This window comes from Arachnia sp., assembly GCF_057238465.1.
In genome coordinates, this window is record NZ_DBHHFZ010000005.1 from 87,766 (window position 1) to 103,976 (window position 16,211).

Below are 16,211 nucleotides of genomic sequence, written 5' to 3' on the forward strand. Positions count from 1 at the left end.
ACGCCAATGGCCAAAGCGCCCTCCGCCGGACGGTCGTCCGGCAACGTGGTGCGGGCGCTGACCCGGTCCCCGATGGCGGATCACCACCTCATCGTCTTCGCGACGGTCATCCTCACGGCAATCGGCGAGATGATGGTGCTGTCGTCGTCGTCGGTGATCGCGCTTTTCCAGGGGGAGTCCCCCTACTACTACGTGATCCGCCAGCTCATCTTCCTGGTCATCGGGCTGCTCCTGATGATCCCCGTCAGCCGGATGAAACCCGAGACGCTGCGGAAGCTCGCGGCCCCCGTGTGGCTAGCCGCCTTGATCGGGTTGATCCTGGTCCAGACCCCCTTGGGTTACGAGACCAACGGCAACCGCAACTGGATCCGGATCGGGGGATTGTTGACCATCCAGCCCTCCGAGTTCGCGAAACTGGCCCTGGTGCTGTGGGCGGCCGCCCTGTTCCACAACAAACGCCGCAGGCTGAAGGAACCCGCCCAGCTGCTGCTGCCCTTCATCCCGGGGGCGTTGGCGATGCTGGCGCTGATCCTGGCCGGACGGGACCTCGGCACCGGGTTGATCTTCGGCGCCATGATCTTCTCCCTGCTGTTCTTCGTCGGGACCTCGCTGCGGATCCTGGTGCCGTCACTGCTGGCGGCGGTCGGCGTCGTGATGGTGCTGGTGATGGGTTCGGAGAACCGGATGGCGCGTTTCATGGCCTTCTTCGATCCACAGGCCAACCTGGATCTGGCCTCCCAGCCCCTTTCGGCGCTGTACGCGTTGGCCAGCGGCGGTTGGTGGGGGCTCGGTCTAGGGGCGGGCAAACAGAAATGGGGTGGCCTGAAGGACGGTGCCCACACGGATTTCGTGTTCGCGGTGCTGGGGGAGGAGCTCGGGTTGTTCGGGGTGCTGCTCGTGATCGGGTTGTTCGCCCTCCTGATGCGCAGTGGATTCCAGGTGGCCCTCAAGTCCGACAAGCTGTTCAACCGCATCGCCGCCTCCGGCGTGACCGCATGGTTCCTGCTCCAGGCGATCGTCAACATAATGGTGGTCATGAACCTGCTGCCCGTGCTCGGTGTCCCCTTGCCCTTCATCTCCTCAGGGGGGTCCGCCCTGATGTCCAATCTGCTCGCCGTGGCCGTGTTGCTGGCCTGCGCCCGGGACACCCCCGATGCCCGCGCCTATCTCGAGAACCGGCGCCGGGGGGCGGGGCCGCGCATGACCAGCGTGCTCGCGGCGGGAGGGAAATCGTGACCCGCATCGTGCTGGCCGGTGGCGGCACCGCCGGCCACACCTCCCCGCTGATCGCAACGGCCCAGGCCCTGGCCGAACTGGACCCGGAGGTGGAGATCACCTGCATCGGGACGCGCAAGGGGCTCGAGACCAGGGTGATACCGCAGGCCGGGCTCAGGCTGGAACTGATCCGGCCCGTCCCCATGCCGCGGAAACCGAACCTCGATCTCGTGAAGCTGCCCTGGAACCTGACCCAGTCCGTGCGCCAGGCGCGGGCCATCCTGCGCCGGGCGAGGGCCCAGGCGCTGATCGGTTTCGGTGGCTACGTCGCCATCCCCGCCTACCTGGCGGCCCGCACCATGCGGGTTCCCGTTCTCGTGCACGAGGCCAACCGGGTGGTCGGTATCGCGAACAAGGTGGCCGCCAGATTCGCGGCCTTCACCGGCTACACCTTCCCCGACACCCTGATCCGGGGGGGAAGACGGATCGGGATGCCGATGAACCGCAGCATCACGCGGCCCGGGATCACCAAGGTCGAGGCCAGGCAGCGTTTCGGCCTGGACCCCGACCGGCCGACGTTGCTCGTCAGCGGGGGCTCCCAGGGGGCGCGGGCCATCAACCAGGCGCTCTCCGCCGCGGTTCCCGCCATCCTGGATGCGGGAATCCAGGTGCTGCACGTGCTGGGCGCCAAGAACTTCACGGACGCGGATGTCGTGATCGAGTCCGGAAACGGGGCGCGCTACGTCCCGGTGGCCTACGTCGACGCCATGGTCGAGGCATACGTGGCCGCGGACCTGATGATCGGGCGGGCCGGGGCGGGCACCGTCATGGAGACCGCGGTTCTGGGGCTGCCCGTGATCTTCATTCCCCTGCCTTGGGGCAACGGCGAACAGGCCCGGAACGCCGCGGGACTGGTTGCGGACGGTGCGGGCATCCTGCTTCCCGAGGCGGAACTCAGCGCCGATAAACTGTCGGGCTTGGTGATCCCCACCATCACGGATACGGAGAAGCTGGCCCGCATGGCCGGGCTGGCCCGTCCCCACTCGCCCGCGGACGCCGCCGATGTCCTGGCGAGGGCCGCCGTCAACGTTGTTCGAGGAGAAGAGGTATCGTGAGCCTGCTCACCCCAGTCGAGGTCCAACCCGCCGTCGAGGTCGGTCCCGTTCATTTCATAGCCATCGGTGGTTCCGGGATGAACGGCATCGCTCGGCTCTACGCGAAGCTCGGCATCCCCACCAGCGGCTCCGACCGGTCGGATTCCGCCACCCTGGACTCCCTGCGGGATGCGGGGATCACCTGCTACGTCGGCCACGACGCATCCCAGCTCGGTGACGCTAGGACCGTGGTGATCTCCTCCGCGATCCGTGAGGACAACCCGGAGCTCGCGGAGGCCCGCCGCCGTGGCCTGCGGGTCTGGCACCGCTCGGCGGCCCTGGCCGCCCTCATGATGGGCAGGAGCGGGGTCTCGATAGCCGGCACCCATGGCAAGACCACCACCACGGCCATGACGGCCGTCATGCTGCAGCAGGCGGGGACCGACCCCAGCTATGTCATCGGCGGCAAGCTCGCTGCCACCAAGGTCAGCTCCGACATCGGCACTGGGGACGCCTTCGTCATCGAGGCGGACGAATCGGACGGCTCCTTCCTCCAGTACCCGACCCGGATCGCGATCATCACCAGCATCGAACCCGACCACATGGTCAACTGGGGCACCCCGGAGGCCTACGCCGAGGGCTACCACACCTTCGCGACCCTCCCCACCGTCGAGTGGGCGATCGTGAACGTGGATGATCCCGGTGCCCGCGCGCTGGCGGACAGGCTCCGTGCCGAGGGCCGGCAGGTGATCCGCTACGGATTCGCCGAGGACGCCGATGTGCGGGTCTCGGATGCCAGCCCGGTCAGGGAGGGAATCACCGGAACCCTCCGGTACGGGGACGAGACGGGGGTGCTCCGGCTCAAGGTGCCGGGCAACCACAACCTGTCCAACGCCTCGGCCGCCTACGCGGCGGGACGTATCCTCGGTCTCGGGCACGAGGAGGCGCTGGCGGCGCTCGGAGGGTTCACGGGAACGCTGCGCCGGTTCCAGCTCATCACCGACACCGCCGGGATCCGGGTCTACGACGACTACGCCCACCACCCGACGGAGATCCGGGCGGCCCTGACCGCAGCGCGGCACGCCACCGAGGTGGGAAACGAGGACACGGGACTGGACGGGCGCCTGATCGCCTGCTTCCAGCCGCACCTGTACTCCCGGACCGCGGACCTCCACGAGGAGCTCGGCGAGGTGCTGACCCTCGCAGACATCGCGGTCATAAACGATGTCTGTGGTGACCGCGAGGACCCGATCCCCGGGGTCACGGGGCAGCTCGTGGTGGACTCCGCCCGGCGGCACGGGGTCCGCGAGGTGGTCTACGTGGTTGACAAGTACGACCTTCCTGCGGCCCTGAACGAGATCTCCCGCCCGGGGGATCTCATCATCACCCTCGGCTGTGGCGACGTCACGATCGTGGGTCCGCTGCTTGCGCCGCTGCTGGCCGAGCGCCCGGAGGCGCAGAACCGTTGACGACCACGCCGGGCGAGTTCAAGAAGGCGTTGCAGGCCAGGCGCCGCAGGCAGCGCCGGACCCGTTGGATACTCCTGGGTTCCGGGTGCCTCGTGCTGCTGCTGGCCGGGATCGCCACCTGGCTGGTCTGGTTCTCCTCGGTGTTCGCCGCTACCGAGGTCAGGATCAACGGTTTGTCGCTGCTCACCGAGCAGCAGGTGACCGACGCCGCCGCCGTCGAGCTCGGCGGCCCGCTCGCCACCCAGGACGTGGACGCGATCCGCGGCCGGGTGGCGGCGCTGGCGCCGGTGGCCGAGGTGCGTGTGGAAAGGCATTTCCCGCACACCATCGAGATCACGATCACCGAACGCACCCTCGCCTACGTGTGGCTGGACGAGGGCGTGGCCCGTTGGGTCGATGCGAACGGTGTGGTGTTCCACGAGGGGGGAGAAACGGCGCAGGGGATCGTCACGGCGAACATCGCGGCCCCCGATCAGCGCCTCTTGAAGGATGTGGCCACGGTGGTCTCCGCCGTGGTCCCGGTGCTGGGGGATCGGATCACACTGCTTCAGGCTTCGGCCGTGGATCGAATCGAGATCCAGTTGTCCGACGGGGACACCGTCGTGTGGGGCAGTGCTGAACAATCCCAGGTGAAGGCCCAGGTGCTTTCGGTGCTGCTGAGTCAGGACGCCACCGTCTACGACGTGTCGGCTCCGCACGCCCCGACGACACGCTGACGGCTCCCGAAACCCTCAACCTCTGGTTGAGGTGATTTCTGGAAGTTGCGGCATGGTCGTTGGATAGTGCGCCCGTCTGCCCCTAGCCTTCTTTTCGACTACGAGGACAGGAATGGCGGTCATGGCAAGCGCATCTCAAAACTACCTGGCGGTTATAAAGGTCGTTGGTGTCGGCGGCGGCGGAGTGAATGCCGTCAACCGGATGATCGAGGCCGGGTTGCGCGGCGTCGAGTTCATCGCCATCAACACCGACGCCCAGGCATTGCTCATGAGCGACGCCGACGTAAAGCTCGACGTCGGCCGTGAGCTGACCCGTGGTCTGGGAGCCGGGGCGGATCCTGCCAAGGGACGCCAGGCCGCCGAGGATCACGCCGAGGACATCGAAGAGGCCCTGAAGGGCGCCGACATGGTCTTCGTCACGGCCGGTGAGGGGGGCGGCACCGGCACTGGGGCCGCGCCCATAGTCGCCAAGATCGCCCGTTCCCTCGGCGCCCTCACCATCGGTGTGGTGACGCGTCCGTTCTCCTTCGAGGGCCGCCGCCGCGCCACCCAGGCGGACTCCGGTATCGAGGCGCTGCGGGAGGAGGTGGACACCCTGATCGTCATCCCCAACGACAAACTGCTGCAGATGACCGACCACCAGGTGGCCATTCTCGACGCCTTCAAGCAGGCGGACCAGGTGCTTATGCAGGGTGTTTCCGGCATCACGGACCTGATCACCACCCCCGGCCTGATCAACCTCGACTTCGCGGACGTCAAATCGATCATGAGCCAGGCGGGTTCCGCCCTGATGGGCATCGGATCCGCCCGGGGTGAGGACCGGGCCCGCGCCGCGGCGGAAATGGCGATCTCCTCCCCGCTGCTGGAGGCCAGCATCGACGGCGCCCACGGGGTGCTGCTGTCGATCGCGGGTGGCTCGGACCTCGGGTTGTTCGAGGTCTCGGCCGCGGCCCAGCTCATCGAGGAGGCCGCACACGACGAGGCGAACATCATCTTCGGCACGGTCATCGACGACGCGCTGGGCGACGAGGTCCGGATCACCGTGATCGCGGCCGGCTTCGACGGTGGGCATCCGCCCCGCCCGCCGCGCATCGAGGCCACCCGCGGCAACCAGCAGCAGCCGCCCCAGCCCCGCGGAGGTTTCGGAGGCGTGCCCAACGCCAGCCCGCTCGTGGGGGGCACACCCCTCACCGGCGGTGGTGGTTCCCGCACGGCCCCTCCGCACGTCACGCCCATGCCGCCGGCCCGTCCGGAACCGCGACCGCTGCGGGCGGACGATGATGACGACCTGGATGTGCCCGACTTCATGAAGTGACGGCGTGTCGGCGGTCATTGCACCCGGTTCCGGGCACCCTGTCTGTAGTCTCAAACGACGAAAGTGTTTTAGGGAGGCGTGCCGTGGGTGTACGGAAGCTGGCTGAATGGATGGGTCTCGTCGAGGACGGGCGCTACAGCGACCCCAAGGACGAGCTGTCCGAGGAGTACTCGGTGGATGAGTACGTGGAGCCGGAGCCCGAGCCCAAGCCCGTGGCCAAGCTCCACCGCCGTCCCCACGCCGTCAGGTCCGATGCCTCCGCACCGGCACCGGCCCCCGCGCCGGTTCCTGACCAGGCCTCCGGGGCGGCATCCGTATCCACCCCCACCTCGGAGCCGCGTCAGGTGACAGATCTCAGCCGAATCATCTATGTGAGGCCCCGCAGCTACAACGAGGCCCGTTCCATCGGGGAGAACTACCGCGATGGGATTCCCGTCATCATGAACCTCTCGGACATGGAACGCGGGGAGGACAAGCGGCTCGTCGACTTCGCCGCCGGCCTGATCTTCGGGCTGCGCGGCAACATCGAACGCATCTCCAGCCAGGTCTTCCTGCTGTGCCCGCACAACCTTGTCGTCGGGCCCGAGGACAAACAGAAACTGGCCACCGGCGGCTTCTTCAACCAGAGCTGACCTGTGGTTGCGCTGACGCTGTTCTGGTTCCTCCAGGTCTACATGCTGGTCCTCCTGGTGAGGGTCCTGCTTTCCTGGGTGCCGTTGATGAACCAGGGCTGGACCCCGCGAGGGGCGGTGCTGGTGATGGTGGAGTCCGTCTACTTCATCACCGACCCGCCCCTGAAGCTGCTTCGTTCGTTCATCAAACCGGTGCGGATGGGGATGGTTTCACTGGATCTGGCCGTGCTGGTGCTGTTCCTGGTGATCTACCTGCTCAGGAGCCTCGTGCTCCGGATCCCGTTCTGACCGGGCGTGTCGTGCCCGTTCAGATCGTTGGATCTGATGAACTATTAGAGTAACCTTAACGTTGTGTCCGGAGTTTCTCAGGATCGGGCACAAAGATTCTTCAACCGTGTGGGAGTAAAGATGAGCCTGACCCTGGAAGAGGTTCGCCGAGTCCGGTTCCGGATGGCACGCCGTGGTGCCACCGGGTACGAGGTCGGTGATGTCGACACTTTCATTGACAAGGTGGAGGAGTCGTTCGCGCAGTTCGAGAACGAGCGTGACCTGCTTCGCCGGGAGGTGGAGGCCGCCCGCACAACCGGGGATTCAGTGCCCGCCGGCAATGACGAGGCTCTCGCCGCCAAGGACCACGAGATCAACTCGCTGCGGGGCGAACTCGAGCGGCTGCGCAACCAGATGGCCCAGCAGTCCAAGCAGCAGGTTCCCGTGGCGGCCCCCGGGCAGCTGGATGACAACCGCGTCGCTCAGCTCACCCAGGACAACGAACGGCTCCGCAGCGAACTCGACCGCACCCGCCGCGAACTCGACGAGGCCCGCAGCTCCCGTGTCAGTCACATGGCAGGCAACGTGGAGACCCTGCAGGTCGCCACCCGCGAAGAGGCGACCCCCGCCGTCGTGCGGCTGGTGTCGCTGGCCACCGAGCAGGCGGAGAGGCTCGTGGACGAGGCCAACAACGAGGCCCAGCGCAAGATCAACGAGGCGAAGCAGCAGGCCTACGAGATCACCACGGACGCCCGCACCCGCGCCGAGCGCATCGAGTCCGAGGCCCGCGTCAACGCGGACCAGATCAACCGCGATGCCCAGAGCCGTGCGGATCGCGTCAACGGTGAGGTGGATCGCCGCCGCACCGAGCTGTTCGCCGAACTGGAACGGGAACAGGGCATCCTCACCCAGAAGGTCGCCGCTCTGCGTGGCTTCGAGTCCAGCTACCGCGAGAACATGCGCGGCTACCTGTCGCGGCACCTCGAATCCCTTGAACAGAACCTGCCCGAGCCCCTGGACGTCCCGGAGCTTGCCGAGCGTTCCAGGACCCCCCGCCTGGACGCGCTCGCCGCTCAGGACCGCCTGGCCTGAGCGAAGGCAAAAGACTGGTTGATGGTCCGGTGAGGGTGTAGTCTCGCCGGACCGTCACACAAACCCCCGAGGACGAGACAATGCCATCCACCAACCCCTCAGAGCCCGTGATCCTTCCCGTCCGTGACGGCGAGGAGCCATGGACCCCGGAGGAGATCCGGGAACAACGCGAGGTTCTCGTCGAGGAACTGGAAAGACTCGACAAGAAGGTGGCCGCCACCGACAGCGAGTTGAGCGATCTCCTCCTGCAGGGCAATGATGGAGCCGGACGGGATCCCGCCGATGTCGGCTCGTCCAATTTCGAACGCGACCAGGAGCTGTCCCTGGCGCAGAACGCCCGGGAGATGGCCGATCAGGCTCGGCTCGCCCTGCACCTGTTCGACGAGGGCCAGTACGGGCTCTGCGAGGCCTGCGGGAACCCGATCGGGAAGGGCAGGCTTCAGGTTTTCCCGCGGGCGACGATGTGCGTCGCCTGCAAACAGCGCGAGGAACGCCGCTGAACCGCGGGCTCCCAACCCTGCTCGCCTTTGGCGTCGCCCTGCTGGGGTTGGGAGCGGACCAGGCCTCCAAGGGGGCCGTGCTGGGCGGCCTCACACCCGGGCGGCCGGTCGAGGTGATCGGTTCCCTGTTGCGGTTCAACCTGACGTTCAACCCGGGGGCGGCTTTCAGCCTGGGCGCGTCGATGACCCTGGCGCTCAGCATCTTCGCGATCGTGGCGCTGCTGGTCTGCGTCTTCATCGCGCTGCGCAGGGTGCGCACCCTACCCCAGGGGCTCGCCGTGGGGTTGTTGATGGCGGGTATCTCGGGAAACCTCCACGACAGGCTCCTCCGGGCCCCCGGCCCGCTGCTGGGGCATGTCGTCGACTTCATCCAGCTGCCCCACTTCGCCATCTTCAACGTGGCCGACATCTGCATCACCAGCGCGGCCGTCCTGGTGGTGCTGCTGAGCCTTCGTGGTTCCTCCGGCGAGGAGAAACGGACGGAGTAGGCATGAGCGTTTTCCTGGTGCCGGACGCCCTGGCGGGTCAGCGGGTCGATGTCGTCGCCTCCCGGGTGACGGGGCACAGCCGTTCCCGGGTGGCGGAGCTGATCGCGGCCGGGGGAATGCTGCTGGATGGTGAGACCGTGAAGCGGGCCTCCCAGATCGTCACCGCGGGGGCGATGCTGGAGCTGGTCACCGATCCCCGTCCCACCCGGGTGGTGGCCAGACCCCGGCTGGTCGGTGGCCTGGAGATCATCCACGAGGACCGGGACATAGTGGTGGTGGACAAACCGGCGGGGGTCGCGGCCCATCCGAGCCTGGGCTGGGAGGGGCCCTCCGTCACCGAACACCTGGCCGCGGCGGGGATCGCCATAGCGACCTCGGGGGCCCCCGAACGGCAGGGAGTGGTCTCGCGACTCGACGTCGGGACCTCCGGGCTGATGGTGCTGGCCCGTTCCGAACGGGCCTATTCCGTTCTGAAACAGGCTTTCCGGGACAAGGCCGTCGACAAGACCTACCAGGCGCTCGTGCAGGGGCATCCCGACCCGTTCTCGGGAACCATCGACGCCCCGATCGGTAGGCATCCGGGGCATGAGTGGAAAATGGCGATCGTGGAGGGCGGCCGGGAATCGGTCACGCATTACGAGACCCTTGAGGCGCATCGCGCGGCCACTCTCGTCGAGGTCAGGTTGGAGACCGGGCGCACCCACCAGATCCGGGTCCATTTCGCCGCTATCGGGCACCCCTGCTGTGGGGATCCGCTCTACGGTTCGGATCCCGCCCTGGCCGAGCGGCTCGGGCTGGACAGGCAATGGCTGCACGCCACCCACCTGGCCTTCGAGCATCCGCTGGAGGGCAACCGCGTCGAGTTCGAATCAAGGCCGCCGCAGGACCTTGAACACGCCCTGCGCGAGGTGAGGTCGGATTGAAGCCGTGAGGTAGGGTTACGGCGTGCGTAGAGCAAAGATCGTTTGTACTCTGGGTCCGTCTGCAAACACGACAGACCGTCTCGTTCAACTCATAAACGCCGGAATGAACGTCGCCCGTCTCAACATGAGCCACGGGGATTACGTCGAGCACGAAAACCGGCTCAATGCCGTACGTGAAGCCGCCCGGATCACCGGTCGTACCGTGGGTGTCCTGGCCGACCTCCAAGGACCGAAGATCCGTCTGGGCAGGTTCGCCGACGACCAGAAGCACTACCTGGAGCGGGGGGACCGTTTCACCATCACCATCGAGGACATCCTCGGCACCAAGGAGCGCTGCTCCACCACCTTCAAGGGCCTTCCGGGGGACGTGAAACCGGGTGACCAGGTCCTGATCGACGACGGCAAGGTGGGGCTGCGGGCCCTGGAGGTCTCGCCCACCGAGGTGCTCTGCGAAGTGGTCGTCGCGGGGACCGTGTCCAACAACAAGGGAATCAACCTGCCCGGGGTCGCCGTGTCGGTTCCCGCCATGAGCGAGAAGGACGAACGGGACCTGCGCTGGGTGCTGTCGAAGGACATCGACATGATCGCGCTGTCCTTCGTCCGCAGCGGCGACGACATCAAACGGGTCCACGAGATCATGGACGAGGAGGGCCGCCGCATCCCCGTCATCGCGAAACTGGAGAAGCCGCAGGCGATCGCGAACCTCCAGGAGATCGTCGACGCCTTCGACGCCTTCATGGTTGCTCGCGGTGACCTGGGGGTTGAGCTTCCGCTCGAGGACGTGCCCCTGGTTCAGAAGCAGATCATCCGCGCGGCGCGCAAGTGGGCGAAACCCGTCATCGTCGCCACCCAGATGCTGGAGTCCATGATCTCCGCCCCGCGACCCACCCGCGCCGAGGCCTCCGACGTGGCGAACGCGATTCTCGACGGCGCGGACGGCGTGATGCTCTCCGGCGAGACCTCCGTCGGCGACTACCCGGTGGAGGCCGTCCAGACCATGGCCCGGATCGTCGAGGCCACGGAACACGACGGCCACGCAGAGATCCACGCCATCAACTGGGATCCCCACACCACCGGAGGCGTTCTCGCGCACGCGGCGGTGGAGGTCACCCGGCGGGTCGGTGCTCGCTACCTGGTCGCCTTCACCAAATCCGGCGACACCGCCCGGCGCCTGTCGCGCCTGCGCGCCTCCATCCCGCTGCTGGTGTTCACCCCGGAGGTGGCCACCCGGCAGGCCATGACCCTCACCTGGGGTGTCGAGGCCCACATCACCCCGGACTTCACGGTTCAGGAGCAGATGGTGGAAACCGTCGACGCGTTCCTCCGGGAGCGGGGCATGATCGAGGTCGGTGAACGCATCGTCATTTTGTCCGGATCACCCATGGGTGTTCCCGGGAAGACGAACAACCTGCGCGTCCACAAGGTCAAGGCCAAGGGCGAGAACGACGCCTAGGCCCGGACGAGAAGGTGCTGGAAGGGGCGGCGTTTCCACCGTCGTGTTCCTGCTGAGGGATCAGCGGTCACGATGGTGGGGCGCCGGATCGCCCGGTCCGGTGCGCCGCGGCCGGGTGTGACTTCCGCAACGAAATCCGGTCCAGAAATGCGAGGATGTGGGAACCGGTTCGCCGGCTCCCACATCCTCGCGCCGTGGTACCCGGCAGGGGACTCGAACCCCTACGGCCTTTTGGGCCAACTGATTTTGAGTCAGTCGCGTCTACCATTCCGCCACCCGGGCAACGAGGACCATTGTGCCACAAATGCCCGTTTCTTCGCCTGAACCCCTAGTGGCACGCTAGAATGCCTGCTGAATCCATGTCTGGAGACCTATCGGTCCACTCGAAGGGGAATGGAGCTGTAAGCATGGGCCAGAAGCGGCCGAAGAAAGTGCTCATTGCCGAGGACGAGGCACTCATCCGCCTCGACTTGGTGGAGTTGCTGACCGAAGAAGGTTTTGAAGTTGTTGGACAGGCCGCGGATGGCGAGGAGGCCGTCAAGCTTGCCCGGGAGCTGGAGCCCGACCTGATAATCATGGACGTGAAAATGCCCGGCATGGACGGCATCACCGCGGCCGAGATCATCGGTGAGGAACGCATCGCCCCCATCCTCATGCTCACCGCCTTCAGCCAGAGCGAACTGGTTGAGCGGGCGCGTGACGCCGGTGTGATGGGGTATCTCGTCAAACCCTTCGGGGCCAGCGAGGTGGTGCCTGCCATCGAGGTGGCCATCGGGCGTTTCGCCGAGATGCGGGCCATCGAGGAGGAACTGGCGAACCTGGAGGACCGGTTCGAGTCCCGGAAGATCATCGACCAGGCCAAGGGAATGCTGCAGGAGGGGCTGGGGCTGACCGAACCCGAGGCGTTCCGGTGGATCCAGAAGACCGCCATGGACCTGCGCAAGTCGATGCGCGAGGTCGCCGAGGGCGTCATCTCCCACAAACGGAAGAAGTGATCACTTCCGCGGGGCCACGAGCCGGGACGTCAAGCGGCCGACGGCGGTGAGCCGCCCGTTGTCGTCGCGCACCTCAACCGTGTGAACGGTGGTTCCGTTTCCCAGATGAACGGGAACCGCCCTGCCCGTGACCCTGCCCGAGGTGACTGGGCGCAGATGGGTGAGGTTGAGGTCGACACCCACAGCGACCCGTTCCGGCTGGGCGTGCAACCAGGCCGCCAGGGAGGCCAGGCCCTCCACCAGGGCCGCGGTCGCTCCCCCGTGGAGCAGCCCGGCGGGTTGTGTGTTGCCCGCCACGGGCATGGAACCGACCACTTCTGCCGCACTGGCCGAGGTGATCTCGATGCCCAGTTTTTCGTGCAGCGAAGAAGGGGGTACCGCGGTGGCGTCGATCATGATCGCCAGTCTCGCACAGTAGATTTGGGGTCGTGAATCGCCTGCTCCTCATCGACGGACACTCCATGGCCTACCGGGCCTTCTTCGCCCTGCCCGCCGAGAACTTCCAGACCTCGACGGGACAGCACACGAACGCCGTGCACGGTTTCGTCTCCATGCTCATCGGGTTGCTGACCGCCGAGAAACCGAGCCATGTGGCAGTCGCCTTCGATGTGGGACGGGAATCCTTCCGCAACGAGACCTACCCGGAGTACAAGGCCACCCGGAGCGCCTCGCCGCAGGAGTTCAGGGGACAGGTGGAGCTGATCAAGGAGGTCCTCGACGGGCTGCGGATATCGCACGTCGAACTGCCCGGCTACGAGGCCGACGACATCATCGCCACCATGGCCACCCGGGCGGAGGCCGCGGGCTACGAGGTGCTGATCTCGACGGGCGACCGAGACGCCCTGCAGCTGGTGACCGACCGCACCACGGTGCTGTACCCGCGCAAGGGGGTGAGCGACCTGGTGCGGATGACACCCGCCGCGGTGGAGGAGAAATACCTCGTGCCGCCGCAGCGCTACCCGGAGTTGGCGGCGCTGGTGGGGGAGACCAGCGACAACCTGCCCGGGGTTCCCGGGGTCGGACCCAAGACCGCGGCCAAGTGGATCAACACCTACGACGGCCTGGCGAACATCATCGAACGCGCCGAGCAGGTTCCGGGCAAGGCAGGCCAGTCGCTGCGGGACCATCTCGACGAGGTGCGGCGCAACCGGCGCCTGAACCGGCTGCTGCGGGACCTGGAACTGCCCCTGGGGTTCGAGCAGACCGAACGCCGGGACTGGGACCGGGAGGCCATCACCCAGTTGTTCGCCGCCCTCGAGTTCCGTTCCCTCAGGGAAAGGCTTTCCCAGCTGTACGGGAACAACGGGGACGAACGGAACGAGACCCCGGAAGCGTTCACCGTCACCGGAAGGGCCCTGGAACCCGGTGAGGTGGCGGCCTGGCTGGAGGAGAACGCCGCGGGGGAGGTGGCGCTCTCGTTCGTCGGTGTCTGGGGCTCGGGGACGGGGGATCTTCGGGGCATCGGACTGGCGGCCGCCGAGGGACCGGAGGCGTTCATCGATCCGGGAAAACTGACCCCCGCCGACGACGAAGCGGTGGCGAGTTGGCTGGCGGACGCGGAACGCCCCAAGGTGGTCCACGACGCGAAGGGCCCGTTGCTGGCGATCTGGGCCAGGGGCTGGGAGCTGGGTGGGGTGGTCCTGGACGTGGCCCTGGCGGCCTATCTGCTGCGGCCCGACGTCAGGGGGCAGGAACTGGCCTCCCTGGTGCAGCGGCACCTGCACCGCGAGCTGGTGGCGGAGGTGGCCGCCGAGACCCAGGAATCCCTGTTCGAGGTGGACGAGGGCGCCACGGCTGCAGCGGCCATGCTGAGCGCCAGGGCGATCGCGGAACTGGCCCGGGTGCTGCGTCCCGAACTCAAGGCCCAGCCCGCGGCGAAGCTCCTGGAAGAGGTGGAACTGCCGCTGCAACGGACCCTGGCGAACTGCGAACGCGTCGGCATCGCCGTGAACCGGGACGTCCTGGACGGGCTGCGGGCCGAGTTCGACTCCGCCGTCGTGGCCGCCCAGCAGGCGGCCTGGGACGTGCTGGGACACGAGGTGAACCTGGGCTCCCCGAAACAGCTGCAGGCGGTGCTGTTCGAGGAACTCGACATGCCGAAGACCCGGCGCACGAAATCCGGGTACACCACCGACGCGGAGGCCCTCGAAGGTCTCTTCGAACGCACCGGACACCCGTTCCTGGAACATCTCCTGGCACACCGGGACCGCATCCGGCTGCGCCAGACCGTCGATGGACTGCTGGCCGCCATCCAACCGGACGGTCGCATCCACACCACCTACGTGCAGACCATCGCCGCGACGGGAAGGCTGTCCTCCACCGACCCGAACCTGCAGAACATTCCCATCCGCACCGAACTGGGACGGCGAATCCGCAGTGCCTTCGTGGCCGGCGACGGATTCGAGGCGCTGATGAGCGCCGACTACTCGCAGATCGAGATGCGACTCATGGCCCACGTCTCGGCAGACGAGGGACTGATCGCCGCATTCAGGTCCGGGAGGGACTTCCACGCGGAGATGGCGGCCATCGTCTTCGGGGTCGAACCGGAAGAAGTCACGGGGCAGATGCGGGCCCGGGTCAAGGCCATGAACTACGGGCTCGCCTACGGTCTCGGTGCCTACGGGCTGAGCACCAGGCTCGGGATCTCCGTGGCCGAGGCGAAGGAACTGATGGAGGTCTACAACTCGCGGGTCGGCGGGGTGCAGCAGTACCTGGCCGAGGTGGTGGCCGAGGCCCGGAAGTTGGGCTACACCTCGACCCTGCTGGGGAGGCGACGCTACCTGCCGGACCTGAACTCCAGCAACCGGCAGCGGCGTGAGATGGCGGAGAGGGCGGCGTTGAACTCCCCGATCCAGGGCTCCGCAGCCGACATCATCAAGCTGGCGATGCTCGAGGTCGAACGCGGGTTGATCGCGGAGGGGCTGCGCAGCCGCATGCTGCTCCAGGTGCACGACGAACTCGTTCTGGAGATCTTTCCGGGCGAAAGAGAAGCAGTGGAAGAACTGGTGCGCAAGGAAATGGGCACCGCCATGGATCTGGCGGTGCCCCTGGAGGTTTCGGTCGGGGTCGGCGACTCGTGGTTCACAGCGGCTCATTGAGCCGCCGACCCTTCTGGGATCAGGCCGCGTCGGTCACCGGCTTGAACTTGATGAAGATCCGGGAATCCCAATCGTTGGTGCTCTTGTTGTGGTCCCAGCAGATGACGATGGCGAGCCCGGGGTCTCCCTCGTGGCGTTCGAGGACATCCGACTCCGGGTTGTACTCGGAGACGGCGAGCTTCTGGGACTCGGTGTACTGGTAGCAGGCGACACGCCCGTCCTCCGCGTAGAGCTTCAGCACGGCGCCCTCCTTGAGCAGGCCACCGTTGTCGCTGTAGAGCATGTTCCCCACGGCGTCACCGGTCTGGTAGGTGTGGATGGTCAACACCACCTGGCCGGCGTTTGAGGCGACCTTCGGGCCTTCGTTCCACCACAGGGCGGTGCGGGGTTCGTCCTTCGGCGGGGCTGCAATGGCCCCGTCCTCCTCGCGGCCCCCGGAGATCACCTTGTCATCGACGTTTATGCTCTCGATCGAGTAGCGGACCGGGACGAAACCAGCCGCGTCGGGTGTGACGCAGGCCCCGGGGTTGGCTGGGGGAGAGGATGCTTCGGGGGAAGTCACCGCCGTACCGTTGGCGGTTTCGCTGGACGACGCCGTGGCGCCGGCCTGGGAATTGTCATTCTTGGGTTGGAGGACCCATACGAGGGTCAGGGCTACGGCCAGTAGGACGGCGACTGCGGCTATGCCGATCTGCACCTTCCGGTTCTTGAGAGCTTCGACGAGATTCACGGGGAACAGGTTAATCCCTGCCCCATCCACGACCAACAGATCCGTCGCATTTTGTTTCCTCCGTACTATCCGGGCCGGTGCTCTTGACCGGTCCCCGGGGCGACGATAGGGTTAAACCGCACTGTGGCCTGCCCGCCCTCGGACCGAGTGGGGTTGGCGTGTCCGTCCTCCCGAGTCCCATCCCGACCCGGGATGAAGGACAGGGCGCAGGGCGAAACCTTATT

At 66.8% G+C, this 16,211-nt stretch carries 15 protein-coding genes, 1 tRNA gene and 1 pseudogene; 14 read left to right on the plus strand and 3 right to left on the minus strand.

Annotated features, from left to right (window positions below; genetic code table 11):
- Nucleotides 1-6 precede the first annotated feature (6 nt).
- From ftsW to pyk, 12 genes and pseudogenes are all read left to right on the plus strand, one after another.
- Complete coding sequence (gene ftsW / locus ACO6D6_RS07255) at nucleotides 7-1,236, plus strand: putative lipid II flippase FtsW (protein ID WP_484784504.1); 1,230 nt, start codon at nucleotides 7-9, stop codon at nucleotides 1,234-1,236.
- Nucleotides 1,233-2,330, plus strand: a complete 1,098-nt coding sequence (murG, locus tag ACO6D6_RS07260; protein WP_484784506.1) for an undecaprenyldiphospho-muramoylpentapeptide beta-N-acetylglucosaminyltransferase — start codon at nucleotides 1,233-1,235, stop codon at nucleotides 2,328-2,330. Before ftsW ends, murG begins: the two co-directional genes overlap by 4 nt.
- Entirely contained in the window at nucleotides 2,327-3,778 is a 1,452-nt protein-coding gene (murC, locus tag ACO6D6_RS07265; protein WP_484784507.1) for a UDP-N-acetylmuramate--L-alanine ligase, read from the plus strand. Before murG ends, murC begins: the two co-directional genes overlap by 4 nt.
- Nucleotides 3,775-4,494, plus strand: a complete 720-nt coding sequence (locus tag ACO6D6_RS07270; RefSeq protein WP_484784508.1) for a cell division protein FtsQ/DivIB — start codon at nucleotides 3,775-3,777, stop codon at nucleotides 4,492-4,494. Before murC ends, ACO6D6_RS07270 begins: the two co-directional genes overlap by 4 nt.
- A 121-nt stretch (nucleotides 4,495-4,615) precedes the next feature.
- Nucleotides 4,616-5,564 (plus strand): annotated as a pseudogene (ftsZ, locus tag ACO6D6_RS07275) (cell division protein FtsZ); the annotation flags it as partial.
- Nucleotides 5,565-5,919: 355 nt separating this feature from the next.
- Entirely contained in the window at nucleotides 5,920-6,441 is a 522-nt protein-coding gene (locus ACO6D6_RS07280; protein ID WP_484784649.1) for a cell division protein SepF, read from the plus strand.
- 3 nt (nucleotides 6,442-6,444) lie between these two features.
- A complete protein-coding gene (locus tag ACO6D6_RS07285; RefSeq protein ID WP_484784510.1) occupies nucleotides 6,445-6,729 on the plus strand; it encodes a YggT family protein in 285 nt (94 codons plus the stop codon).
- 120 nt (nucleotides 6,730-6,849) lie between these two features.
- Nucleotides 6,850-7,800: a DivIVA domain-containing protein gene (locus ACO6D6_RS07290; protein WP_484784511.1), complete on the plus strand. Its 951-nt coding sequence runs from the start codon at nucleotides 6,850-6,852 to the stop codon at nucleotides 7,798-7,800.
- 80 nt (nucleotides 7,801-7,880) lie between these two features.
- Entirely contained in the window at nucleotides 7,881-8,300 is a 420-nt protein-coding gene (locus ACO6D6_RS07295) for a TraR/DksA family transcriptional regulator (protein ID WP_484784513.1), read from the plus strand.
- Nucleotides 8,264-8,788, plus strand: a complete 525-nt coding sequence (locus tag ACO6D6_RS07300) for a signal peptidase II (RefSeq protein ID WP_484784514.1) — start codon at nucleotides 8,264-8,266, stop codon at nucleotides 8,786-8,788. Before ACO6D6_RS07295 ends, ACO6D6_RS07300 begins: the two co-directional genes overlap by 37 nt.
- A 2-nt stretch (nucleotides 8,789-8,790) precedes the next feature.
- The gene (locus ACO6D6_RS07305; RefSeq protein ID WP_484784516.1) at nucleotides 8,791-9,711 is read left to right on the plus strand and encodes an RluA family pseudouridine synthase; all 921 of its coding nucleotides are present in this window, start codon (nucleotides 8,791-8,793) and stop codon (nucleotides 9,709-9,711) included.
- Nucleotides 9,712-9,733: 22 nt separating this feature from the next.
- Nucleotides 9,734-11,164 carry a pyruvate kinase gene (gene pyk, locus ACO6D6_RS07310; protein ID WP_484784518.1) on the plus strand — a complete coding sequence of 477 codons (1,431 nt, stop codon included), beginning with the start codon at nucleotides 9,734-9,736 and terminating at the stop codon, nucleotides 11,162-11,164.
- Between the two features lie 195 nt (nucleotides 11,165-11,359).
- On the opposite strand, the gene ACO6D6_RS07315 is transcribed toward pyk, so the two are convergent.
- A tRNA-Leu gene (locus ACO6D6_RS07315) sits at nucleotides 11,360-11,446 on the minus strand.
- A 125-nt stretch (nucleotides 11,447-11,571) separates the two neighbouring features.
- On the opposite strand from ACO6D6_RS07315, the gene ACO6D6_RS07320 reads away from it, so the two are divergent.
- A complete protein-coding gene (locus tag ACO6D6_RS07320; protein ID WP_484784520.1) occupies nucleotides 11,572-12,159 on the plus strand; it encodes an ANTAR domain-containing response regulator in 588 nt (195 codons plus the stop codon).
- On the opposite strand, the gene ACO6D6_RS07325 is transcribed toward ACO6D6_RS07320, so the two are convergent.
- Nucleotides 12,160-12,555: a PaaI family thioesterase gene (locus ACO6D6_RS07325; protein ID WP_484784521.1), complete on the minus strand. Its 396-nt coding sequence runs from the start codon at nucleotides 12,553-12,555 to the stop codon at nucleotides 12,160-12,162. It abuts the gene before it with no gap.
- Between the two features lie 32 nt (nucleotides 12,556-12,587).
- Here ACO6D6_RS07325 and polA point away from each other — a divergent pair, with 32 nt between their 5' ends.
- A complete protein-coding gene (gene polA / locus ACO6D6_RS07330) occupies nucleotides 12,588-15,257 on the plus strand; it encodes a DNA polymerase I (RefSeq protein WP_484784523.1) in 2,670 nt (889 codons plus the stop codon).
- A 19-nt stretch (nucleotides 15,258-15,276) separates the two neighbouring features.
- On the opposite strand, the gene ACO6D6_RS07335 is transcribed toward polA, so the two are convergent.
- On the minus strand, nucleotides 15,277-15,987 hold the full coding sequence (locus ACO6D6_RS07335) for a class F sortase (RefSeq protein WP_484784524.1): 711 nt from the start codon (nucleotides 15,985-15,987) through the stop codon (nucleotides 15,277-15,279).
- Nucleotides 15,988-16,211 lie beyond the last annotated feature (224 nt).

Bases quoted from the DNA above. Each gene is read 5' to 3' on its own strand.
- ftsW (WP_484784504.1), top strand. From the start codon at position 7: ATGGCCAAAGCGCCCTCCGCCGGACGGTCGTCCGGCAACGTGGTGCGG.
- ACO6D6_RS07280 (WP_484784649.1), top strand. From the start codon at position 5,920: ATGGGTCTCGTCGAGGACGGGCGCTACAGCGACCCCAAGGACGAGCTG.
- ACO6D6_RS07290 (WP_484784511.1), top strand. From the start codon at position 6,850: ATGAGCCTGACCCTGGAAGAGGTTCGCCGAGTCCGGTTCCGGATGGCA.
- ACO6D6_RS07295 (WP_484784513.1), top strand. From the start codon at position 7,881: ATGCCATCCACCAACCCCTCAGAGCCCGTGATCCTTCCCGTCCGTGAC.
- ACO6D6_RS07305 (WP_484784516.1), top strand. From the start codon at position 8,791: ATGAGCGTTTTCCTGGTGCCGGACGCCCTGGCGGGTCAGCGGGTCGAT.
- ACO6D6_RS07320 (WP_484784520.1), top strand. From the start codon at position 11,572: ATGGGCCAGAAGCGGCCGAAGAAAGTGCTCATTGCCGAGGACGAGGCA.
- ACO6D6_RS07325 (WP_484784521.1), bottom strand. From the start codon at position 12,555: ATGATCGACGCCACCGCGGTACCCCCTTCTTCGCTGCACGAAAAACTG.